Source organism: Alkalibacterium kapii, assembly GCF_007988865.1.
GTDB classification, from domain to species: Bacteria; Bacillota; Bacilli; order Lactobacillales; family Carnobacteriaceae_A; genus Alkalibacterium; species Alkalibacterium kapii.
Window position 1 is genome coordinate 49371 of sequence record NZ_BJUY01000001.1, and the last position, 22990, is coordinate 72360.

Below are 22990 nucleotides of genomic sequence, written 5' to 3' on the forward strand. Positions count from 1 at the left end.
TACATAGCCTCTTTCCTATTAATTGACAACATTCCTCAGTGTACCAAGGTTTTATTGATTTGAAAAGAAAAACTTGTCTCATGAAAAAAGACAAGTCTTTCATCTATATTATGTTAAAGGTTCATCCAGCGGCTGTACGCTATCTTTTTGTTCGCTGTGTTGTTTTACTTTCCAGATATCATCGGCATAACGTTTTATTGTATAATCAGCTGAAAAAGGTGCAGACGAAGCAATGTTTAAAAGCGATTTTCTGGTCCATTCGTCAGTATTTCTATACAAAGCATCCACTTTTTCCTGTGCTTTTATATATGATTCGAAGTCTTTTAATACAAAATATTCATCATTATAATTGACTAAAGAATCAAAAACAGCATAGCCTTCTCCATTTAAACCAGGAATTGTGTCGTTCGTTAAAGCATCCAGGGTGTGACGCAGTTTTTCATTTGACTCATAGATGCCTTTGGAATTATAATTGCCGGCAGCTTTAAGCTCATACACTTCTTTACTGGACAAGCCGAAAATGAACATGTTTTCTTCTCCAACAAAATCCTTTATTTCGATATTAGCTCCATCCAGTGTCGCTAATGTCAATGCACCATTAGCCATGAGTTTCATGTTGCTTGTGCCAGAAGCTTCCATGCTGGCAAGAGAGATCTGTTCACTGATATCCGCAGCGGGTATGATTTTTTCTGCAAGTGACACACCATAGTTTTCAAAAAAGACAACTTTCAGCTTATCACCAACATCGGGATCATTATTGATCAGCTCGGCTAATGAATTGATCACTTTGATTATCTGTTTTGCATACATATAACTGGGAGCTGCTTTTGCTCCAAATATAAAGACCCGTGGAACGAAATCTTTCGATGGATTTTCTTTTATATCCAGATAGCGATACAAAATATGCAGCATATTTAAATGCTGACGTTTATAGGCATGCAGTCTTTTGATTTGAACATCAAAAATCGCTTTCGGATTCACTTTAATTCCTTGTAGTTCTTCAATATAGTCAGCCAGACGCTGTTTATTCTCAAATTTGACCTTGGCTAGTTCTTTGATCGTCTTTTCATCTTGTTCAAATCCTTTAAAGACTTTAAGTTCAGAAGGATTTTTCTTCCACTCTTCTCCGATTTTTTCATCTAATAAACGAGTCAGTCCAGGATTAGCCAGATGCATCCAGCGCCTTTGAGTGATACCATTCGTTTTATTATTGAATCTTTCAGGATACAGTTCAAAGAAATCTTTCAGTACATCCTCCATTAAAATCTCGGTATGAAGTTTTGCGACCCCGTTGATACTATGGCTGCCAATAACTGCCAGGTGAGCCATATTGACGACACCATTCTGTAGAATTGCCGTTTGCCAAGTGATACGGTCTCCGTAAATAGGCGCTGTCGTATCTACAAAGCGCTGATTGATTTCTTCAATGATCATGTAAATTCTAGGCAACAAGTCTTTCATCATATCGATCGGCCATTTTTCCAGCGCTTCTCTTAAAATCGTGTGGTTAGTATAGCTGCAGGTTTTGAATGTTATTTCCCAAGCCTGTTCCCACGACAAGTGCTCTTCATCAAGCAGGATACGCATCATTTCTGGAATGACTAAAGCCGGATGGGTATCATTGATGTGAATAGCTACTTTATCCGGTATATTTTTTCTTGGCAGATTATATTTCTTGTAATGACGAAGGATAGATTGGACTCCGGCAGAAACCATGAAATATTCCTGTTTTAATCTTAACAGGCGTCCTTCGTAGTTTGAGTCATCAGGATATAAAACTTGAGTGATTTCTTTTATAGGTTCTGTCGCTTCAAGTGTATGATAATTTTCTTCTTCTTCCACAGGGATTTCAGCAGACCAGAGTCTCAAATTGTTGACTACATTGTTCCTGTATCCAACCATCGGTGTATCATAAGGAACAGCTAAAACATTTAATGTATTTTCGTATTTTGCTTCCATATAACCCAAATGGTTTTTCTCCAGCCAGACATTTCCGCCAAACTTGACCATGCAGGTAGATTTATCATTACGTGTTTCCCATACATTTCTATAGCGTAACCAGTTCTCCGGCAGTTCGACTTGATATCCATCCACGAACTTCTGTTTGAAAAGGCCATACTGATACCTTATACCGTTTCCATTTCCCGGAACACCGAGAGAAGCCAATGAATCCATAAAGCAAGAAGCCAAACGTCCCAGTCCACCATTTCCAAGGGCCGGATCTGCTTCTGCTTCTTCCAGCTCCTCTAAAGACATGCCCATTTCGTTCAAACCTTCTTTGATCGTATCAAGTAAGCCTAAATTATAAGCGTTGCTTTCAAGCTGTCGACCCGGTAGAAATTCCATTGAAAAGTAGTAAACTTGTTTCACACTATTTTCAACATAGTCTTCTTTTGTCTCTTTCCAATTCCTTGAAAGATAATTTTTTATATACAAACCTAAAGCATTATATAATTGTTCTGTCGATCCTTCTTTGTACGAATAAGCATACATACTTTGAAACTGTGATTTAAATTCTTTTATAAATGCTTTAACTGTTAGTGTCATAATAGCCCTCCATTTGTTGGTCATCAGTATACCCTAAAGGCAAGAATAAAAAAAGATGAACCCTTGATCATTATTTAGTGGCCTGAGATCCTCCGTTTAATAGTTATTGCATATTATCCAAGCTTAATTTAAATTAAGTTAATATAATAACATTTGACAAAAAACCTACTTTTGAAAAAAAGCCCATATGATCTCTTTCTTGAGGTCATACGGGCTTTTAATGGGATGGTTTATTTTAGTAAACAAGACACTTATAATGTTCGACATACTCCTGGGCTGATTTCTCCCAGCTGTTATTTGTATTCATTGCTCTGATCTGCAACTTTTTAAAACTGTCGGGTTTATCATAGTAAACTGTCAAAGCTCTGTCGATCGTGTTGAGCATCGTAATCACATCAAAATCATAGAAGCTGAAACCAGTACCTTCTTGCTGAAATTCGTTATATGGATCGATTGTATCAACAAGTCCACCCACTTCGTGCACAATAGGCAATGTCCCGTAGCGTAATGAATTGAGTTGTGATAAACCACAAGGCTCAAACTGCGAAGGCATCAAAAACAAATCCGAACCTGCATAGATCCATTGAGCAAAATGACTGTCAAAATGTATCACTGCCTGAAACTTCTCAGGATATTTTTCAGTGAAATACTTGAAGGCTTCTTCAAAATATGGTTTACCAGTCCCTAAGAGGACCAATTGGACTTTTCTGAATTTGAGCAGTTCATCCATCGCATCAACAATGAGCTGCACACCTTTTTGTTCATCCAGCCTTGTGACGACCCCAATCAGGGCAGTGTCCGCCTCTATGGGCAGACCTACTCTTTCCTGCAGCGCTTTTTTATTTTTTGCCTTTCCATTTAAGTCGTCTACAGAAAAATTAAATGGGATCGTTGGATCTTTTTCCGGATCATAGGCATCATAATCTATCCCATTGACTATACCCACTAGCTTATGATCGACATTTCTGAGGTCTCCGTCCAGTCCATATCCAAACTCGGGTGTTTTGATTTCCTCTGCATAGGTTGGGCTGACTGTGGTAACAAGATCTGAATAATACAAGGCACCTTTCAGCCAGCAGACTTTATCTCCATATTTTAATCCCTCTTCGTTAAAAGCCGCATAGCCGATATTATAAAAATCAGATAGGATATACTGGTCATAAACACCCTGATAAAGAATGTTATGAATCGTGATTACTGTTTTGATATCTTTTAAAGCATTGATCCAGGCGTATTTATCTTTAAGTAATACCGGAACCATTGCTGTCTGCCAGTCGTTGACATGCAGGACATCAGGGATAAAATCGATTTTCTCCAACATTTCAATAATGGCCTGCTGAAAAAAGGCAAACCGCTCACCGTCATCGCCGTAATCGTATAGATCCGGACGATCAAAGTAAAATAAATTATCAATAAAGTAATAGGTCACTGAATCTTTGACCAGTTTTTTTACTCCGCAGTATTGTTTTCGCCAACCGACTTCTACTGTAAAATCAATAACATCTTCCATTTGTTTTTTCGTTTCCTGATCCATTTTTTGGATAAAGTAAGGGAGAACCACTCGCACGTCATGACCCTGGTCCGCTAACTCCTTGGGTAAAGCCCCCATAACGTCACCCAGTCCTCCAGTTTTGAAAAACGGCGCACATTCAGAAGCGGCAAATAGTAGTTTCATTTTTTTATTCACCCTTTTCTATTTCTCCTTCTGCATAGATGATACTGTCTTTGGCTACAACTATCGGATTTTCTGGTGTGCCTTCCAGCCTGGCTCCTTTTTTCACGTAAACATGCTTGTCAAGGATCACATAATTTAAATACGCATCTTCTTCAACATAAGAATCCTGCATGATGATCGAATTATTTACTTCTGCTCCTTCTGCTATGTTGACTTTTCTGAAAATAATAGAATTCTGAACTTTCCCGTAAATTTCACAATCATTTGCGAACTGGACATTATTTATCTCTGACTTTTTACCATAATAGGTGGGCGCTGAGTTTTTTGGTTTTGTCAAGACAGGATTGGCTCGGTAAAACAGCGCATTGAAATTATCTTCGTTCAGCATATCCATATTGGCCTGGTAGTAACTGTTGATATCTTCGATCACTTTCAGATATCCGGTGTATTCATAGCCAAAAACCGTCTTGTCAGCATCCAGACTGAACTGAATCAGATTTTTCACAGTAACATCTTTTTGCTGTTGTCTTGCTGAATAAAGATGATTTAAAAATGTCTCTTTATCTAAAATCATCATCTCCATATTCAGCAGAACAGCTTCCTCTTCGTCTGTCAATTCGTCAAGAGAATGTAGTCCCGCAATACGTTCCGAATCATTTTCGCTCATAATAAGAGATGTGTGGGTGGAATCTTTACGGACGTCCTTTCTTTTTATCTTTTTATAAATCACTGTAGCGTCGCTTTCTTTTTTCTCATGGAAACGTACCAGAGAATCAAGTTGGATATTTGACAGCATACTCGACCCCATCAGCAGAACATAATCCGCATTGGAACGTGAAACGAAATGATAATGATCATCATAATAGTTTCCTGTATAAAGTTCAGTATCTGCCAGTTCTGCCTTAAGATTGATATGAGAATGTGTAAACACACCACCTCCGACACTTGATTCCAACCCCCATGTAGCGCCGGAGCGAATATGGTCATAAAGGGAGTGCCCGGATCCTGCAATAAACAAGGCTGCAGAAGATGCTTCGATACCAGTTAAACTCGAAAATGGAAAATCGATCAATCTATATCGACAACCAAAGGGTAAAGAAGCTACCGGTCTTCTGTTAGTCAAAGGTTTTAACTTTTCACTGTTTTCTACTAAATTTAAAATAGGTGCGATTTTAATTCTCATCTGAGTAACCTCCTACTTCTTCATCATAACCTACCACTTCAATCGTATCCGTAGTCCCAATAATTTCTGTCCCATCATGAATATGGGCGCCTTCTCCGATAATGGCTTTTTCTATTCTTACATTTTCTCCAATCACCGCATTAGGCATGATGAACGAGTTTTTAATATAAGAATTTTTACCTACTTTTACACTGTGAGAAAGAATAGAATGTTCAACTTCTCCAGCTACATAACAGCCATCCGTAATCATGGAGTCCGTAACTTTAGCACTCTCAGTCAAAAACTGCGGTGTCGTATTTGGATTATTTGAATAGATCCGCCAATTCCTATCTCTTATATCAAGTTCATGTTCAGCGTCTAAAAATTCCATATTAGCATTCCAGAGACTCTCGATCGTTCCAACATCTTTCCAGTATCCTTCAAAAGAATAAGCATAAATAGCTTCATTATTTCTTAAGTAGGCGGGAATGACATGATGCCCAAAGTCTGTTAACTGTCTGTTTTTAGCCTGATTGTCGACCAGATATTTTTTCAGTCTGGCCCAGTTGAAAATATAGATACCCATTGATGCCAGATTGGATTTGGGTTTTTCCGGCTTTTCCTGGAATTCGATAATACGATCTGTTTTATCTGTATTCATCACCCCAAACCTTGACGCATCTTCCCAAGGAACGGGCATAACGCCAACAGTCAATGTCGCTTCTTGTTCCTTATGATAATCAAGCATTTTCTGATAATCCATTTTATAAATATGGTCCCCCGATAAGATAACGACATATTCAGGATCTTTTTTATCTATAAAATCTATATTCTGAAAAACAGCATGTGCTGTTCCTTTGAAGAATTTCTCGCCATCCATACTTGAGTAGGGCTGCAAGATCGTTGCTTCGCCATCATGTCTGTTCAGCCCCCAATTTGCACCATTTCCTACGTGGCTGTTCAAGATAAGCGGCTGATACTGAGTCACTACTCCGACGTCAGTGATGCCCGAGTTGGCACAGTTCGATAAAGCAAAGTCGATGATACGGTAATTTCCACCAAAAGGAACAGCGGGCTTGGCGATTTGCTTCGTCAGTTTTCCTAAACGGGATCCCTGGCCTCCAGCTAAAATCATTGCGACTGTTTCTGTTTTCATTTGTTTTCGGAAGTGTCTATTGACCTTCCTTCCCTCCTCGTAATTACTAGATTTTTATTCTGTTTTATTTAGGTACGCCATAAATGCGTTTAGGTTTCAAAACAACAACACTTAAAGCAGGTAGAATGACCTCTGCAGCGTAGTTTTTACCGTGGATCGCTTCTTCAATCGTTCTAATTATTCCCTGTGGTTCAGTCCATGTGCCTCCTAAACTGCTCCATTCTGTATTCCATACTTCTTCATACTGTCCTTTATAAGGGACACCTACTTTGACGTTTTGTCTTTCTACTGGAACAAAGTTACATAAAACGATCAGGAAATCTCTGGGTTTTTTCCCCTTACGGACAAAAAACAGGGTCGTTTCTTCTTTATTATCTGCATCCAGTATCTCCAATCCTTCAGACTGATGATCTACTTCCCAAAGAGCGCGGTGTTCTTTATAGAAAGCGTTCAACTGTCGAGTGAATTCGAGATGCCTGGCATTCATCGCATCATTGAGATTATCCCACACAAGGCCTTCCTGGAATCTCCATTCAAGAAACTGGCCGAACTCTGCGCCCATAAATTGGAGCTTTTTACCGGGATGCATCATGCGGTAGCTTTCAATCGTTCGCAGCCCGGCAAACTGATTATAGCGATCTCCAAACATCTTGTGCATCATCGATTTCTTGCCATGAACAACTTCGTCATGAGAAAATGGCAGAATATAATTTTCATTGAAGGTGTACATAAATGAAAAGGTGATCAGGTTGAAATGATTTTTTCTATACAAGGGATCCATTTCAAAGAAACGAAGTGTGTCATTCATCCAGCCCATATTCCACTTATAATTAAAACCAAGTCCCCCTTTATGTACAGGGTGAGTGACTTTGGGCCAGGCAGTACTCTCTTCTGCCATCATAAGCGTATCCGGGTGTCTTTCAAAAATCACTTTATTCATGTGCTGAATAAAAGCCACCCCTGCTTTATTGATATTTGTTCCTTCATCATTTGGTTTCCATGGTCCTATATCATAGTCCAGATAGAGCATATTACTCACCGCATCTACCCGGAGTCCATCAAGATGGAACTGTTCCAGCCAGAATAAGGCATTGGAAATAAGGTAACTTCTGACTTGATTTTTCCCTAAATCGAAGTTTAACGTGCCCCATTGAATATTACTGGCCTGATCTGGATCGCTGTACTCGAATTGAGCTGTGCCATCATAATACGCAAGCCCGTAATCGTTCCGATTAAAATGACCAGGCACCCAGTCCATGATGACTCCAATATTTTCCTGATGAGCAGTCTCGACAAATTCCTGAAATTCTTCTATAGTGCCGTATTTAGAGGATAAAGCATAAAAACCAGTTGCCTGATAGCCCCAGCTCGCATCAAGAGGATGTTCCATCAAGGGCATGAATTCGATATGTGTATAGCCCATTTTTTTAACATAGGGGATCAGCTCTTCTTTCAATTCACTGATTGTATACCACGAACCGTCTTCATGTTGTTTCCATGAACTCATATGAACTTCGTAAATATTCAAAGGGCGATCATAAAGCTTCAACCTTTTACGATTAGCCATCCACAGGCCATCTTTCCATTTTTTGTCCGGCAGATCACGGACTACTGATGCATCATTCGGTCTAACTTCAAATTCATATGCAAATGGATCTATCTTGTAAGCGACTGACCCATCTGCCTGTATGATTTTATATTTATAACAGTCACCCTTTTTGGGCCGTGAGTCGGTAAGTTTGAACATCCCCGTTTGTTCAACTTTTTCCATTTGGTCAAGCTCAGACCATGCATTGAAATCTCCCACCAGATAAACCTCTTTTGCATTCGGTGCCCAGACAGTAAAGCTGTACCCTTCACTTACTTTGTTGCATCCCATATTGGTATAACTGTCGTAAGAAGTCCCCTGGTTAAAAAGGTAATAGGATGTCAAATCATCACTACTGTAATTTGAATTTTTTTCATTCTCGCTCATACAAATCCCCCTTTGTGAAAAAAATCACTCTAAAATTCAAAACAATAAAACAAATTATTTATTATGCCATTATTGTAACTTAATAAATGAACTATACCAAATTTTTTAACTTGTGAAGATTTCCCAAATAAATTATTAAAGCGCTTTTATATCGGCCTCAAGACCGATGACATCTTTTCTTTTTAATGGTATGATGGATTCATGAAAGTAATTGCAGAATTCAAGAGGGGAGGTTATATACAAATGGAAGGATTACTACTAGGTTTAGGATTTATAGGTATCGCACTTGCCATCCTCACACCCTTTTTCAAAAGTGGCGCCGGTCTTGCATTAGTAAGCATGGCTGCTTATTTCCACTTTATAGGAACTGAAACTTGGCTGCCCATCGTACTTTTCACTGCAGGTTTGCTGCTGATCGTTTTTGAGATTTTCGTGCCGGATTTTGGAGCGGCAGGGATTTTCGGCATCATTCTTTTAATATCAGGGCTGTACTTAACACTGGGTGATTTCACCCAGACGATAAGGGATTTAAGTTTGTCTGTCGTCATTACAGCCGGTGTCGTCATCTATCTTATTAAAAATGGCTATTCACTATCTAATGTAAACAAGCTTATTCTGCAGACCAATGTCCAAAATTCAACTGATAGTGACGTGCTTGAAAAGGCAAAAGTAAAAGTGAATGACGAAGGTGTTGCTGCTACCCCTCTTCGTCCATCAGGTAAAGTGACTTTTGGTGATGATTCCACTTTGTACGACGTATTAAGTACTGAAGGACACATATCAAAAGGCTCTGCAGTTATTGTAGACAAAGTCAAAGGCACTAAGATAACAGTAAGAAAAAAATAGATTGGAGAAATGACCATGGGTATTTTAGATAATGGATACATCGGAATTATCATCACCGCAATAATAATCATTGTATTGATCAGTATCTTCCTGCGTTTCGTTCCTGTAGGTTTATGGGTCACAGCTTACTTTTCAGGAGTAAAAGTAGGAATCGGTACGTTAGTGGGCATGCGTCTTCGACAAGTCAGCCCCCATTCAATCATCCGTCCTTTAATAAAAGCCACAAAAGCTGGACTGCAGCTGTCAACGGATGAACTGGAAGCTCACTATCTGGCAGGGGGAAATGTCAACGCCGTCATTGACGCACTGATTGCCTCTCACCGCGCAGAAATCGATCTGGAATTTGAGAAAGCTGCCGCTATCGATCTGGCCGGACGAAACGTGTTTGAAGCGGTTCAAGTTTCCGTTAATCCCAAAGTTATTGTGACACCGGATATCGCTGCCGTGGCCAAAGACGGTATCGAAATCATTGCAAAAGCTAAAGTTACTGTTCGTGCAAATATTGAACGCTTGGTTGGTGGTGCAGGCGAAGATACGATCATCGCCCGTGTAGGTGAAGGTGTCGTTACAACTGTTGGTTCTGCCGAAAGACATTCAGACGTTCTTGAGAACCCTGACATGATTTCTCAAACCGTGCTAGGCAAAGGACTGGACGCCGGAACAGCGTTTGAAATCTTGTCTATTGATATTGCTGACGTGGATGTTGGTCGAAATATTGGTGCTAAACTGCAGACAGAACAAGCAGAAGCTGACAAAAACATTGCCCAGGCAAAAGCTGAAGAGCGACGTTCCATGGCGATCGCCCAGGAACAGGAAATGCGGGCTGAAACGCAGAAAATGCGTGCGAAAGTTGTTGAAGCTGAAGCTGAAGTACCTATGGCCATGTCAGAAGCTTTACGAAGCGGTAATTTAGGCGTCATGGATTACTATAAAATGAAAAATGTCAACGCCGATACAGAAATGAGAACAGCCATATCCGGACAGTCAACTGAAGAAGAAGAGTGATAACTATGCCTCTTATATTTGGTTGGATCATTCAATTAATCGTCTTTTTTGCTATCGTTTCTTCTATCGCAGGTTTCTTTTCTAAAGCTACCAAAAATGCAACTAAACAAAGAAATGTGAGTGACCCGAGCGAAGTTGAAGCACCCAGAAAAACGAATGAAAAAATAAGACGCAATGAAAAACATTCAAGAGAAAAAAGTGAGCGACTTAAAGACGTGTCGAAATATACACGTACTAAAAGAGCAAGAGACCGTGTACGGGAGTCCTATAAGCCTATGATCAAAGAAGTGGTTACAATAGAAGATCCTTATCGTGCTAAAAAAGCGGATCACTCCCCTGCATTTGATAAAAAGAAACTTAAAAGTGCTGTTATTTATAAAGAAATATTAGATAAACCTGTTTCTATGCGAGATGACTGGTAATCGGTCAAAAGTAAAAAGCTTCAAACAAGATGGACGTTTTTGTATACGTCATGTCTGTTTGAAGCTTTTTTATTCTAAGTGAGTCATAAAAAAATCTCTTTTTATTTCAATAAATCTTTCAATATTCCTGAGGATTTGAAATAAAGTTGCCCGTGTTTCAAATTCTTCTCTTGTTTTAGGTAAGTCTGAGTTTCTATAATGACGATATAAAGCAGAAATGTGTTCCAGCTGAGCCAGTACTGGGTTTTTTTCATGAAGTTGTTCGGAGAGGTCATTGAACAATTCTGCAAGCATGTCATTTTGTTTCTTTTCAAGTTTGATTGCACTAATATTCTCAATGTCCATTCTCAATAAATCCAACTGTCTGGCTCTCATATCTATATAATCCATATAATATTCACTATTTTCCATTAAGCGATTTTCATAATCCAACAAAGCGACTTCTTTTGTTTCATCGAGTAATACTGATAGTTTTCGAGCTTTCAGTTTCAGCTCCCTGTATACTGTCTCGCCCATCAGGTAAGTATAAAACAGACGTAAAAACTGACGCAGTTCTTCTTCGATTGCGTTTATCCTCTGTTTTAAATCTTCCTCATAAGAAGGCATCCACATATTGAAACTTATCGCAGTCACTACACCTATAAGCACCAATAAAAATTCGTTTATCTGCATGTTTAAACCTATGTTCTCTGCTATGATGAAATGACTAACAAGAACCGAGGAAGAAGCAATGACAGATTCAAGCCCAAGCTTAAATGCCGTTGGAACGAAAAACAGCAAAAACAAGCTGAACGTCCAAACTGAATACCCCAAAAAATAAAATATGATCGAAGCTATGATAAACGCGATCACCGTTGCGCCGATTCGCTGTAAAGCAGTTGTTATAGACTGTTTTTTGGTGTCAGAGACACTCAATATAGCCACAATCCCTGCAGCATAAGGAGACATAAGTCCCGCACTTCGTGCAATGAGTATGGCGATCGAAGTAGCCAGGATCATCTTGATCATTTTGATATTCTTATTCAACTAATTTATCCTCTCTTTCGATAGGATGCTACTGCATTATTTTCTCTTTTACATTTGGCCATCGCTACAGCGTCCCCGACTTTATGATCGATATCAATAGCCATAACCCCATGATTCCTGCGCCAATGAAAATGATTATAGCAAAAATGGAAACACCTGCAGCTTCTGCCATGACAAAAATAAAAGCTGAGGCAAGGATGAGCGCTGCAATAATAACCGCAAACACTAAGCGGTTGACCATTTTGTTGACTTCCAGCCATTTATCCTCAAAATGTACCAAATCTAGATGGACTAACAATCTTCCATTGTTAATGGTATCCAGCGCTCTCTTGAGTGCTGACGGGAATTTGATTGAATCTTTGACTAATTGATAGGCGTTTAGTTTAATTTTTTCAGAAGATATCGATTCGAAAATTTCAATGTCATCGCTTGCCTTTACATAATCTGATGCGATTTCCATAATGTTGATATCCGGGTGCAGGTCAGTTACAACACCTTCTAAAATGGTCAGCGTTTTTGCTAAAAGAATAAAGTCATTTGGCATGACCATCTTATACTTACGTGTAACGTGTAAAACGTCTGCAAAAAATGAATTTAAATTGATTTGGCCAAAACTTTTTGAAATGTATGACTGATAAAATTCATCCAAATCTTCTGAAAACTCAAACCGATTGATTTTTTCTTTTGTAATCGCCATTTGAAGCAAAAGATTCATAAGTTGATCAATATCTTCAAATACAATGGCCCGCATTAATTTGATCAGATCTTTCTTTACAGATTCTGATAATTCCCCTACAATACCAAAATCTATAAACATGATTTTATTGTCACTTAAAATAATATTCCCTGGATGAGGATCGCCGTGGAAATAGCCATCCTTGAATATTTGTGAAAGAATGGAGTAAACCAGTTTTTCTGCTATATCTGTTTTATCATAACCAGCTTTTCTGATTTGATCTAGATTCAAACTTCTTATCCCCTCGACAAAATCTTCTACGAGCACCCGTTTTGACGTATATGGCAAGTAAGGGGTGGGGACACCGACAGCCTTGTTATTTTTATTTAACTGTTTGAACTTTATGAGTGCTTGCCCCTCGTTTCTAAAATCCAATTCTGTTTTTGTTGTTTCTTCAATTTCATTGAAAGCAGCTTTTACATCTACCAGCATTTCTTTGACTGTCTCCGGAGCTATGGAAACGATGCGGGAAAAAAGTTTTATATCTCTCAACAGATTTTCTTCGATTTCAGGTCGCTGGACTTTAATTACAACGTCTTCACCCGTTAAAAATTTTGCCCTGTGGACTTGAGCCACTGAAGCACTGGCTGTAGGTTTTTCTTCAACCCATTCAAAGACATCTTCAAGGTTTTCTTTAAATTCCTCATAAAATATTCGCTTTATTTCAGAAAATTCAAATGGACTTGCATCCTCTCTTAACTTTGAAAGCTCTTCTATGTAGTTAGGAGGCAATAAATCCTGCCGCGTCGATATGATTTGACCAATCTTTATAAAGCTTGGACCAAGCTCTTCAAAAGCCAGACGCAAATTTTTAGCATCTTGCTCTTTGTGCTTTGTTCGCAAGCGTGTACGGTAAATATGTCCAAAACCATAAGAAGCTAGTACGCTGGCAATTTCTCTCAAACGTTCTCGGTTACTTTTCACTTGTCCGCCTCCTATCTGTGAGTTAAAAAGAGGTGCTGACCAAGGATATGATCAACACCACCAACCTTATGAATCAGTAGACTTATTTTCCAGTTTGTTTTCTAATTCTTTCACTTTTTCTTCTAATTCATCTATATCCTGTCTCTGTGCTACGTTCATTTCCAGCAAGACAGCTTCAAGTGTTTCTTTGTCTTGAGCAGAGAGATTACTATTTTTCTTTTGAATCAATTCTTCTGTCAGCTTCTTACCTTCCGATACGGTCAATTTCCCGCGACTGACTAATTTATCAACTTGTTCTACCGCCTTCTCAACGGCAATAGCTGTTGAACCAACACCGATCAACAACGCTTTTTTTATATCTTCCAACATACGATGACCCCTTTCATTATTTTACACTCTTATTATAACATTCCTTTTGACTTATGTCAGATATTAGCCCATCGAAGCATGATTCTAAGGGACACTATTCCCAGCAGCCCGGTAAATATCATACCATTCCTCACGTGTAATTTTCACTTTGGATGCTTGCGAATAATTTTTTATGCGCTCGGGAGTCATTGTGCCTAGAATGACTTGCATTTCCGCCGGATGTCTCAAGATCCACGCAATAGACATCACCTCGTTATCCACGCCGTACTTATCGCCGATCTCTGACAATCTATCATTTACTTTCTGATATTTTGGATTATTTAAAAAGACACCATCTTCTGCATGAACAGGCGACCAGGGCTGAATGGTCATATCATTTAAACGACTATAATCCAGTACAGCACGATCGTGATCCAATGCATTTTCATCCTTAGTGTTGACATGTATGCCTGCATCGATCATTCCCGTGTGCATGAGACCAAACTGCAGCTGATTCGTTATCAGTTCCTGGTCGATATACTTTTTTAAGAGTTCGATTTGTAGCGGGCTGTGATTACTTACACCAAACTGTTTAACTTTACCTGCTGAGTGCAACTGGTTAAAGGCTTCAGCGACTTCTTCAGGCTCCACTAATGTGTCTGGGCGATGCAAGAGCAACACATCCAAGTACTCTGTACCTAAGCGTTTTAGTGATTTCTCTACTGATGATACGATGTGTTGCTTAGAAAAATCATAGTATCCTGATCGTATACCTGTTTTTGATTGCAGAAAAATATCGTCTCTATTTATGAATGTGTTTTTGAGCGCGTCTTTGAATCGTTCTTCTGATTCACCTTTTCCATAAATATCTGCATGGTCGTAAAAATTGATTCCTTCATTATACGCGGTCTCAATCACTCTTGATGCTTTTTGTGTATCGAGTTCTGACATACGCATACATCCTAAAGCGATTTCAGAAACATTTAAATCTGATTTGCCTAATTTTATTTCTTTCACGATAATTCCTCCATATGATTAGTACATTCAGTTTACTCCATATAGAAATAAATTGCTAAATTAACACTTGAGAAATCAACAGAATCAAGTTGACATTCAATCCTTTCTTAATGTGACAAAAATATGTCAAATAGATTACTTATATTAAATTAATTTAAATGTGACAAAAAAGTGTCAAATAGTGTTGCATTTTATATTTATTCATCTAAAATAGTAATTGTAACATCTTGTTCACACTTTTCTAAATTCTTAAATCGAGTACATATACTCACACCTGGACTTTTGAAAGGAGTCATCGATCATGATTACATTGTACGTTTCTCCAAGCTGTACATCTTGCCGAAAAGCTAAAGCCTGGTTGGAAGAACAGAAGTTACCTTTTACCGAAAAAAATATTTTCCATGAGCCGCTAACCAAACAGGAAATCAAGCAGATACTTAGTCTGACTGAAGAAGGGACAAGTGAGCTGATTTCTTATCGCTCACAAGCTTATCAATCTTTGACCCTTGATATTGAAGAATTATCCATGAATGAATTATTGGACTTATTTACAGAACAACCCAGTCTGATACGTCGTCCAATTATAATGGACAATAGAAGACTTCAAATTGGCTATAACGAAGAAGAAATAAGATGCTTCCTTCCTCGTGAGGTCCGAGAAATCGAATTGGCAGAAATACATCGACAATTGGCTATTGCTGAATTAGCCTGATTTTAAAAAGAGTAGGATCTCCTACTCTTTTTTGTTTTTTGTATCATAATAGTCGTCATTGTAACTTTTATTGATTTCTTTACGCTTTTTACTGTCTGTCCCGTTTTGACTGGTCTCTGATTTTTCTCCTTTATTTATATTGTCTTTGCTGTCCTCTGATTCTTCTTCGTTGTGCTCTTTTTTTTCATAAAAAAAGACATTGTGGATTATTTTTAGTACAGGTCTCATCAAAAGAAAAAAACCGGCGAAAATAAAGAGATACTGTCCCAAAGTCTTCATCTCTGTAAATGTTTGAAGTATACTACCGATCAAATATAACCCACCAGTGAATAAATCGTTGATTAAAGAAACGATCGTGTAATAATTTTGGAAATAAATCCTGAAGGTGCCTATTTTAACAATCACATCTTCTGCTTTTCCTGGATCAAGTTCGCGTTCTTTTTTTTCGATCTCAGGCTTTTTTGGTTTGAATAAGTCCTTGCCACCCATTCGCATCTCACCTTTCACTAATACGGTTACTTATAGAATAGCAAAAACAGACTACTTGGTCATGAAATTAGCCTTATATTATTTTTATTGAAAAGTAATAATTTTCTATATATCAAAAAAGAACTCAGAGTCATTCTCCAAGTTCTTTTTCAGCTCTTCTCTTTAGTGCTTAGTCATTCGTAATGAGTTCCAAAGGTGCTGCAATATAATCTTCGATGTCTTCACCATCGAAATAATCATACGCTGTCTCCATTGCTATGCGACCCATTTCTATAGGCTGTTGTGCAATCGTAGCGTCCATGCGTCCTGCTTCAATAGCCTCTAGTGCATCATCATTACCATCAAACCCGACAACAACGATATCTTCTGCTAAACCGGCAGCTTCAATTGCTTCAAGAGCGCCTAAAGCCATTTCATCGTTTTGCGCAAAGACAGCTTCTACATCTGAATTACTTTGAAGCATGTTTTCCATAACTGTCAAACCTTCTGAACGGTTGAAATTGGCTGTCTGGCTATCCACAACGTCCAGCCCTTCTTCGGCAACATTCATGAATCCTTCTCCTCGTTCACGTGTGGCGGATGCTCCTGGAACACCTTCCAGCTGCACTGTAGTTGCTCCTTCGCCAACCAGATCGATGATATACTGCGCAGCCATTTCTCCACCTTCAACGTTATCCGAGGCAACCAGTGTGATTACTTCTCCACCTTCAGTTGAACGGTCGATCGTGATTACAGGGATACCGGCACTGTTGGCAGATTCGATAGCTGGTTCAATGGCAGCAGAATCGACTGGATTGATCAACAGGATATCCACTTCCTGTTGAATAAGGTCATTGATATCGTTCAACTGCTTTGCCGTGTCATCTTGAGCATCAACCGTGCTCACTTCTGTTCCTTCAGATTCAGCCGTATCAACGACTCCTTCTTCCAATGAAACAAAGAATGGATTGTTTAATGTTGAGACCGAAAGTCCAACAACCATCTCGTCTGGTTGGACATTCTCGACTCCTTCTCCACCGCTGTCTTCCGTGTTGTTTCCTTCTAAACCTGTCGTTCCACAAGCTCCTAGTAGTAGTGCAGATGCTGTAAATAAAGCAGCAATTTTTTTCATTTTTATTTCCTCCTAATAGTTTTTATACATATTTTTAATATTTTTAATCATTTTTTCTGTCTAACAAGACAGCGATGATAATAACGATACCTTTGACGACCTGCTGATAAAAACTCGATACACCGATCAAGTTCAGCCCATTATTAAGAGTTCCTATAATAAGTGCCCCGACAAGTGTGCCAAATAAACGTCCACGACCTCCTGAAAGACTGGTCCCGCCTAAAACAACCGCTGCAATAGCATCCAATTCATAGGATGTCCCTGCTGTTGGTTGAGCTGAATTCAATCTGGAAGTTAATATCATTCCTGATAAGGAAGCCATAAATCCGGAAATAGCATAAACAGCTATTTTGATTCGGTCACTTTTTATTCCAGCAATATATGAAGCATTCTCATTCCCTCCTATAGCAAATGTTTTTCGTCCAAATGTCATCTTGTGTAAGAGGACAAATAAAATACCAAAAGCAATGGCCATCAAGACAACTGGGAAAGGTATACCGAAAAGATACCCTTTTCCGATAAATTGAAAGAAAAAGCTGTCGCCGATGCCCGTTATCGGGTTTCCATCTGTGTAAACCAGTGTCAAACCACGGTAGATCGTCATTGTAGCCAGTGTTGCAATAAACGGTGCTGTTTTACCTTTTGTAATAACGATCCCGTTCACGGCACCTAACAATCCCCCGATGAGCAAAGCACCAAGTACAGCTAAAACAGGGTTCCAGCCACCAGCGATCATTCCTGCGCCTAATGCTCCACTTAGCGCTAAAGTCGATCCAACAGACAAATCGATTCCGCCGGTAATGATAACGAACGTCATCCCGAAAGCAATAAGACCATTAATAGATACCTGACGGAGTAAATTCAAAATATTACCGATCTGAATAAAATTAGGATTCATGATCGTTACAAAAATCATCAATACAATTAAGGCGAAGAATGGCCCCAGTTTTCTTAACATTTCACTTCTTTTTTCTTTATTTTTTGACATACTACTTGTTTCTGTACTCATTTGGCTCCTCCTGTCGCTAAAGTCATAATTTTTTCTTCTGAAAGTTCCGCTTTATCCAGTTCTCCAGCAATATGTCCCTCATGAACAACAATCACGCGATCGCTTATTCCAATTATTTCGGGTAAGTCACTGGATACCATAATGATCCCAACACCGCGTTCAGTAAGTTCTTTCATCAGCATATAGATCTCACGTTTTGCACCAACATCGACACCTCTTGTGGGTTCGTCCAAAATCAGGACCCGAGATCCTGCCCCGATCCATTTGGCCAGAACAACTTTTTGCTGGTTCCCTCCGGAAAGTGTTTTTACGGGTACTTCGCCGCTTACTGTTTTAACCGTAAGACGCTTGATCAATAGATCAGCAAATTCTTTTTCTTCTTTGGTGTTGATCCATCCTGAACGGCTGAATTCAGATATAGAAGGCAGGGATATGTTTTCCCTCAAAGAATCCTCAAGTATCAATCCTTCTTCTTTCCGATTCTCAGTTAAAAATCCTATCCCTTTCTCAATAGCATCAGCAGGTGATTTTATCGTTATTTCTTTGCCATCTAGCTTCACTTTTCCCGAAACCGGCTTGTCGATTCCAAAAACAGCACGCATAATTTCTGTTCGGCCAGCTCCCATCAATCCGGAAACGCCTAAGATTTCTCCTTGTCTGACATTGAAACTGATATTTTCAAAATCTTTACCATCACTTAGATTCAAAACTTCAAGCAAGACATCTCCATTTTTTGTTTCAATATCAGGATAGTAATCATCCAGATCCCGACCGACCATTTTTCGGACGACTTCATCGTTATCAGTTTCTGCCGTCGGTTTCGTATCAACGCTGACACCGTCCCGCATCACCGTGATCCTGTCACTGATAGCAAAAATTTCTTCCATCCTGTGGGATATATATATAATTGCAACATTTTTTGCTGTCAATTTTTCAATAGTGTCAAATAATACTTTTATTTCACGGTCTGTAAGTGCAGCTGACGGTTCATCCATAATGATGACTTCAGCATTTGACATAAGCGACTTTGCAATTTCGACTAATTGCTGCTGTCCAACAGACAGCGTTCGCATTTCTCTATCCAGGTCAATGTCGACGCCTAAATCTTCAAACAATTTATATGCTTCATTACGCATTTCTTTTGTTTTGATCCAGCCCCAGCCTGTTTTTAACTCTCTTCCCATAAAAAGATTTTCAAGAACTGTCAGATCAGGCCACGTAATCATTTCCTGATGTATAAAACTGATCCCGTTTTCTTCTGCTTCTTTCGGATTATCAAAGGTTCTTTCTTGTCCATTAATGATGATTTTTCCTGAATCATATTCATGTAATCCTGTCAGTATGTTCATCAGAGTTGATTTTCCGGCACCGTTCTCGCCCATTAAAGCATGAACTTCACCTGACTTGATGTTTAAATCAACGCCTAAAAGCACTTTATTGCTTCCAAAACTTTTGACGATCTCTTTCATTTCTATTTCCACTGTTACACCTCCTAGAAAATAACACCAGATTGTAAAATGACATTGGAATAAGGTGTTGCTTCGCCCGTTCTAATGATAGCTTTTACATTTTTTGAGCGGTGTTTCATTTCTTCATGAGAAACCCATTCTACGTCTATATCATTTGTCGCATTTTTGATTGCTTCTAACTGTTCCTGGTTATTACTTTTTATTTCGTTAGCTATCATGTACTTTTCTACTTGCATTTCTTTTAAAACAATATCAAGGACATCAATGAATCGCGGCTTTCCCATATCGATGGCCAAATCGATTTTTTTAACTCCTACAGGAATAGGGAGCCCAATATCGGCAATCATAATTTGATCTGTGTGTCCAAGATCAGCGAACACTTTACTTATTTCGCTATTCAATATGCCATTCTTTTTCATATACGCTACTTCCCTTCATTTCTGCTATAGTGGGTATTCCTGTCTGTGCTCCTTTTTTCTGAATCGAAAGCGAGGCTGCTAAATTACCAAATCGAATACTTTCTTCAATAGATAACCCGCTCGACCAGGCTACTGCAAAAGCACCATTGAAAGTATCTCCAGCACCTGTCGTATCGACCGGGATCACTTTATTAGCCCGCACCAGTCGTACTTCTATCCCATCATGGTAATAGACACCTTTAGAACCCGACGTAATAAGTAGTTTATTCGGGTAGCGCTTTAAAACCTCCACCATGTCTTCTCGTGGAAATAAAACTGAAAATTCTGTTTCATTCGGCGTAAGAAAACGTACTTTTTCAATTGATGCTTCATTCAGTTTTCTAGCTGGTGCAGGATTATAAAGGACCGGCGTGTCGATTTCGGAACAAAGGTCTATCACTTTCTCAATCGCTTCAACAGGCACTTCGTTCTGTAAAATAACTAAATCACTTGCTTTCAATGTTTCTTGAGCTTTTTCGATACGCTCGGCAGTCAGCGCATTATTGGCTCCTGGAATATAAATAATGCTGTTATCGCCATCTTTTACAGTAATCATAGCAGATCCGGATGTTAAGTGTGTAACCCGTTCCACATCGTCTGTAATAATTCTATTTTCTTTTAAATTATTTAACAGTTCGTCTGCGAACGTGTCTTTTCCTACTGTTCCGATCATTGACACCTCTGCACCTAAACGTGCGGCAGCAACGGCCTGGTTCGCGCCTTTTCCCCCGAAAGCTGTTGATAGATTCTGTCCTTCTACTGTCTCTCCTATATCTGGTCTTTTGTCTGTTTCAATTATAAAATCTGTAGAGATGCTCCCTACTACGGTAATCTTAACCATTTATTCATCCTCGCTTTCTATTTTTTTCTCAGAGAATCTCTGATCATTAACTTGGGATCCAGCTTTATCCGCTTTTTACTTATTTTATTTTTATTTATTAAGCGTATCAGTAAATCAGAAGCCTGATAACCAAGTTTAAATGCCGGCTGTGATATCGTAGTCAGACCCGGATAAACGAGCTGACTGAATGGTATGTCATCATATCCGATCACCTGAATGTCATTGGGTATATGCAAGCCTCTCGTTTGAGCTTCTTTCATTACAGCCAGAGCAAATAAATCATTGCTCGCCAGTACACTGTCTATTTTTTTATATTTTCTGAAAATAACCTCAGCTGTTTCTTTAGCTTCTTCAATAGTGAATGACCGTGTCTGGTGTATCTCGTAGTTGACATCTGTTGGATTTAACACTGATAAGATACCTATCAACCGATCGATCGATCCAGGCACAGATTTTGGTCCTGCTATAATAAGCACATTACCAGGTTTCCTGTCCATGATTGCTTGAGCAGCCAGGATACCGCCTTTGACATCATTTGTATACACAGCATAGTCATCTTCTTCCAGTACCCGGTCAAGCATAACGATAGGCATGGAATGATTCTGACTGACCGTTCCCTCTACTGCTGATAAAACACCAGCCACATTCTGCTGTCCAAAAAGAGTCATGTAGTCCTGTTTTAACTTGCTGCCTTCTTCTACATTCCCAAGAATCACACTGTACCCATTTTCACGTGCATTCTCTTCGATACCTTTCATCAGCAGAGGAAAATAGGGATTTGAAATATCAGGCAGCAAAAGTCCGATCATTTTGGATCTTTTCTGGTATAACGACCGTGCAACTTCGTTAGGAAAATAATCTAACGCTTTGATGGCTTCTTCCACTTTCTTTTGTGCCGCTTCACTTACATAGCCGTTTTTGTTTAATGCCCGGGAAACAGTCGCTACAGAGACTCCTGCATATTTTGCTACTTCTTTTATCGTCGCCATTTTTTCACCTGCTTCAAAGCTCATTGATATACTGTTTCGATTACTAGTTGTGATCGGGTGTGTAACCGATTACAGTTTTATAATACCATACCTTTTTGAAAATGCAACCGTTTTTCTAATAAATTTGGAAAAAATTTGAAATCTAAACTTTTTTTAAAGTCAATTAATTTTAAATATTATTTTGTGCAAAAAAAATACGGACAGTTTGGCCTGTCCGCATAGCTGCAACCTTTTGAATTAGGTGAGGTTCACGTTCACATCGTGAATGCCTCTGATACCAACTTCCTGTTGTGATGATCAAACATCTGTATCCTGCATGAAGTTTCCACAAACCGTGGAAACATTCGACTCATCGCATGAAACTAATATAGCATATTTCATTCAGCTTCACAATACTTTTTTATTAAGTACGGTTTCCAGCCAAGTCTTGGCAATATATCCATGTCCAGCAACGGTTGGATGGACGCCGTCTTCACCTGTATAGTAACTGAACCCATTTTTTATCCCTTGAGTATTTAAAAGTCCATCAAGCGGGATCAGTTCCGCCTGATATTCTTTCGCCATTTTCCTAACGATCTGAATACGTGGATCCAGGTCATTACGCCAAATCATGCGGTCTTTGGGGTAAGGAAGCACAAAAGGTTCCATTAAAACCACTCGTGCATCCGTGCGTTGATGAAGAGATTTAAGTAAAAAACGGTAATCCGATTCAAATGACTCCAGTTCTTCTTTGGTCACTTGTTTATTTTGATTTTGGTTGCTTCCAGTGTCGTTGATCCCTATAAGCAAGGTCACAACATCCGGATCGATATCAAGACAGTCTGTTTCCCATCTGCTCTTTAAATCACTTATTGTATCTCCTGCAACTCCTCTGTTTAAGCAAGTCAGTCTCTTTTCCGGCATGATCGTTTGAAGATACGCAAAGATCAGTAGTGGGAATCCCCGGCCTAAATCTGTCGGATCCACTTTGTCTCGTCCGCCATCTGTAATGCTGTCTCCAATAAATAATAAAGTATCCCCAGTTATTATTTTCATATCAGTTTTCTCCTTAATTCTAAGACTCGCTCTATCAA

General features: G+C 39.1%; 21 protein-coding genes. 4 read left to right on the top strand and 17 right to left on the bottom strand.

The window, feature by feature from the left end:
• Positions 1–108 precede the first annotated feature (108 nt).
• The 5 genes from AKA01nite_RS00210 to glgB form a co-directional block, all read right to left on the bottom strand.
• Positions 109–2547, bottom strand: a complete 2439-nt coding sequence (locus tag AKA01nite_RS00210; protein WP_146922619.1) for a glycogen/starch/alpha-glucan phosphorylase — start codon at positions 2545–2547, stop codon at positions 109–111.
• A gap of 235 nt (positions 2548–2782) precedes the next feature.
• The gene (gene glgA / locus AKA01nite_RS00215; protein ID WP_146922873.1) at positions 2783–4222 is read right to left on the bottom strand and encodes a glycogen synthase GlgA; all 1440 of its coding nucleotides are present in this window, start codon (positions 4220–4222) and stop codon (positions 2783–2785) included.
• A gap of 4 nt (positions 4223–4226) precedes the next feature.
• Complete coding sequence (gene glgD, locus AKA01nite_RS00220; RefSeq protein WP_146922621.1) at positions 4227–5405, bottom strand: glucose-1-phosphate adenylyltransferase subunit GlgD; 1179 nt, start codon at positions 5403–5405, stop codon at positions 4227–4229.
• A complete protein-coding gene (locus AKA01nite_RS00225) occupies positions 5395–6540 on the bottom strand; it encodes a glucose-1-phosphate adenylyltransferase (RefSeq protein WP_146922623.1) in 1146 nt (381 codons plus the stop codon). The genes glgD and AKA01nite_RS00225 overlap by 11 nt, the downstream gene beginning before the upstream one ends.
• A gap of 64 nt (positions 6541–6604) precedes the next feature.
• Positions 6605–8515 (bottom strand): 1,4-alpha-glucan branching protein GlgB, encoded by a 1911-nt coding sequence (gene glgB / locus AKA01nite_RS00230; protein WP_146922625.1) that lies wholly within the window; start codon positions 8513–8515, stop codon positions 6605–6607.
• A 243-nt stretch (positions 8516–8758) separates the two neighbouring features.
• Here glgB and AKA01nite_RS00235 point away from each other — a divergent pair, with 243 nt between their 5' ends.
• The 3 genes from AKA01nite_RS00235 to AKA01nite_RS00245 are packed head-to-tail and all read left to right on the top strand — an operon-like array spanning position 8759 to position 10788.
• Positions 8759–9361 carry an NfeD family protein gene (locus AKA01nite_RS00235; RefSeq protein WP_146922627.1) on the top strand — a complete coding sequence of 201 codons (603 nt, stop codon included), beginning with the start codon at positions 8759–8761 and terminating at the stop codon, positions 9359–9361.
• A 15-nt stretch (positions 9362–9376) separates the two neighbouring features.
• The gene (gene floA, locus AKA01nite_RS00240; protein WP_186805031.1) at positions 9377–10366 is read left to right on the top strand and encodes a flotillin-like protein FloA; all 990 of its coding nucleotides are present in this window, start codon (positions 9377–9379) and stop codon (positions 10364–10366) included.
• Between the two features lie 5 nt (positions 10367–10371).
• A complete protein-coding gene (locus AKA01nite_RS00245) occupies positions 10372–10788 on the top strand; it encodes a hypothetical protein (protein WP_146922631.1) in 417 nt (138 codons plus the stop codon).
• A 69-nt stretch (positions 10789–10857) separates the two neighbouring features.
• Here AKA01nite_RS00245 and AKA01nite_RS00250 read toward each other — a convergent pair whose 3' ends face one another.
• The 4 genes from AKA01nite_RS00250 to AKA01nite_RS00265 all read right to left on the bottom strand — a co-directional run bounded on the left by AKA01nite_RS00250 (position 10858) and on the right by AKA01nite_RS00265 (position 14839).
• Complete coding sequence (locus AKA01nite_RS00250; RefSeq protein WP_146922633.1) at positions 10858–11814, bottom strand: aromatic acid exporter family protein; 957 nt, start codon at positions 11812–11814, stop codon at positions 10858–10860.
• 64 nt (positions 11815–11878) lie between these two features.
• Entirely contained in the window at positions 11879–13474 is a 1596-nt protein-coding gene (locus tag AKA01nite_RS00255; protein ID WP_186805032.1) for an ABC1 kinase family protein, read from the bottom strand.
• A gap of 66 nt (positions 13475–13540) precedes the next feature.
• Positions 13541–13843 (bottom strand): phasin family protein, encoded by a 303-nt coding sequence (locus AKA01nite_RS00260; RefSeq protein WP_146922637.1) that lies wholly within the window; start codon positions 13841–13843, stop codon positions 13541–13543.
• A gap of 84 nt (positions 13844–13927) precedes the next feature.
• On the bottom strand, positions 13928–14839 hold the full coding sequence (locus tag AKA01nite_RS00265; RefSeq protein WP_146922639.1) for an aldo/keto reductase: 912 nt from the start codon (positions 14837–14839) through the stop codon (positions 13928–13930).
• A 301-nt stretch (positions 14840–15140) separates the two neighbouring features.
• On the opposite strand from AKA01nite_RS00265, the gene spxA reads away from it, so the two are divergent.
• Positions 15141–15551 carry a transcriptional regulator SpxA gene (gene spxA / locus AKA01nite_RS00270; protein WP_146922641.1) on the top strand — a complete coding sequence of 137 codons (411 nt, stop codon included), beginning with the start codon at positions 15141–15143 and terminating at the stop codon, positions 15549–15551.
• A gap of 21 nt (positions 15552–15572) precedes the next feature.
• On the opposite strand, the gene AKA01nite_RS00275 is transcribed toward spxA, so the two are convergent.
• From AKA01nite_RS00275 to AKA01nite_RS00310, 8 genes are all read right to left on the bottom strand, one after another.
• Positions 15573–16040: a YrhK family protein gene (locus tag AKA01nite_RS00275; RefSeq protein ID WP_186805033.1), complete on the bottom strand. Its 468-nt coding sequence runs from the start codon at positions 16038–16040 to the stop codon at positions 15573–15575.
• A gap of 169 nt (positions 16041–16209) precedes the next feature.
• Positions 16210–17151, bottom strand: coding sequence for a D-ribose ABC transporter substrate-binding protein (locus AKA01nite_RS00280; protein WP_146922645.1), 942 nt, complete (start codon positions 17149–17151; stop codon positions 16210–16212).
• A 43-nt stretch (positions 17152–17194) separates the two neighbouring features.
• Complete coding sequence (locus tag AKA01nite_RS00285; RefSeq protein WP_222592453.1) at positions 17195–18160, bottom strand: ABC transporter permease subunit; 966 nt, start codon at positions 18158–18160, stop codon at positions 17195–17197.
• Positions 18157–19641 carry a sugar ABC transporter ATP-binding protein gene (locus AKA01nite_RS00290; RefSeq protein WP_146922646.1) on the bottom strand — a complete coding sequence of 495 codons (1485 nt, stop codon included), beginning with the start codon at positions 19639–19641 and terminating at the stop codon, positions 18157–18159. The genes AKA01nite_RS00285 and AKA01nite_RS00290 overlap by 4 nt, the downstream gene beginning before the upstream one ends.
• 11 nt (positions 19642–19652) lie before the next feature.
• A complete protein-coding gene (gene rbsD / locus AKA01nite_RS00295) occupies positions 19653–20048 on the bottom strand; it encodes a D-ribose pyranase (RefSeq protein ID WP_146922648.1) in 396 nt (131 codons plus the stop codon).
• Entirely contained in the window at positions 20023–20928 is a 906-nt protein-coding gene (rbsK, locus tag AKA01nite_RS00300; protein ID WP_146922650.1) for a ribokinase, read from the bottom strand. The genes rbsD and rbsK overlap by 26 nt, the downstream gene beginning before the upstream one ends.
• A gap of 17 nt (positions 20929–20945) precedes the next feature.
• Positions 20946–21917 carry a LacI family DNA-binding transcriptional regulator gene (locus AKA01nite_RS00305; protein WP_146922652.1) on the bottom strand — a complete coding sequence of 324 codons (972 nt, stop codon included), beginning with the start codon at positions 21915–21917 and terminating at the stop codon, positions 20946–20948.
• Between the two features lie 387 nt (positions 21918–22304).
• Positions 22305–22952, bottom strand: a complete 648-nt coding sequence (locus AKA01nite_RS00310) for an SGNH/GDSL hydrolase family protein (RefSeq protein WP_146922654.1) — start codon at positions 22950–22952, stop codon at positions 22305–22307.
• Between the last annotated feature and the right edge of the window lie 38 nt (positions 22953–22990).

What these genes read in the sequence shown, in the direction of transcription:
- AKA01nite_RS00210 (WP_146922619.1), bottom strand. Translation starts at nt 2,547, where the DNA reads ATGACACTAACAGTTAAAGCATTTATAAAAGAATTTAAATCACAGTTT.
- glgA (WP_146922873.1), bottom strand. Translation starts at nt 4,222, where the DNA reads ATGAAACTACTATTTGCCGCTTCTGAATGTGCGCCGTTTTTCAAAACT.
- glgD (WP_146922621.1), bottom strand. Translation starts at nt 5,405, where the DNA reads ATGAGAATTAAAATCGCACCTATTTTAAATTTAGTAGAAAACAGTGAA.
- AKA01nite_RS00225 (WP_146922623.1), bottom strand. Translation starts at nt 6,540, where the DNA reads ATGAAAACAGAAACAGTCGCAATGATTTTAGCTGGAGGCCAGGGATCC.
- glgB (WP_146922625.1), bottom strand. Translation starts at nt 8,515, where the DNA reads ATGAGCGAGAATGAAAAAAATTCAAATTACAGTAGTGATGATTTGACA.
- AKA01nite_RS00235 (WP_146922627.1), top strand. Translation starts at nt 8,759, where the DNA reads ATGGAAGGATTACTACTAGGTTTAGGATTTATAGGTATCGCACTTGCC.
- floA (WP_186805031.1), top strand. Translation starts at nt 9,377, where the DNA reads ATGGGTATTTTAGATAATGGATACATCGGAATTATCATCACCGCAATA.
- AKA01nite_RS00245 (WP_146922631.1), top strand. Translation starts at nt 10,372, where the DNA reads ATGCCTCTTATATTTGGTTGGATCATTCAATTAATCGTCTTTTTTGCT.
- AKA01nite_RS00260 (WP_146922637.1), bottom strand. Translation starts at nt 13,843, where the DNA reads ATGTTGGAAGATATAAAAAAAGCGTTGTTGATCGGTGTTGGTTCAACA.
- spxA (WP_146922641.1), top strand. Translation starts at nt 15,141, where the DNA reads ATGATTACATTGTACGTTTCTCCAAGCTGTACATCTTGCCGAAAAGCT.
- AKA01nite_RS00275 (WP_186805033.1), bottom strand. Translation starts at nt 16,040, where the DNA reads ATGGGTGGCAAGGACTTATTCAAACCAAAAAAGCCTGAGATCGAAAAA.
- AKA01nite_RS00280 (WP_146922645.1), bottom strand. Translation starts at nt 17,151, where the DNA reads ATGAAAAAAATTGCTGCTTTATTTACAGCATCTGCACTACTACTAGGA.
- AKA01nite_RS00285 (WP_222592453.1), bottom strand. Translation starts at nt 18,160, where the DNA reads ATGAGTACAGAAACAAGTAGTATGTCAAAAAATAAAGAAAAAAGAAGT.
- rbsD (WP_146922648.1), bottom strand. Translation starts at nt 20,048, where the DNA reads ATGAAAAAGAATGGCATATTGAATAGCGAAATAAGTAAAGTGTTCGCT.
- rbsK (WP_146922650.1), bottom strand. Translation starts at nt 20,928, where the DNA reads ATGGTTAAGATTACCGTAGTAGGGAGCATCTCTACAGATTTTATAATT.
- AKA01nite_RS00305 (WP_146922652.1), bottom strand. Translation starts at nt 21,917, where the DNA reads ATGGCGACGATAAAAGAAGTAGCAAAATATGCAGGAGTCTCTGTAGCG.
- AKA01nite_RS00310 (WP_146922654.1), bottom strand. Translation starts at nt 22,952, where the DNA reads ATGAAAATAATAACTGGGGATACTTTATTATTTATTGGAGACAGCATT.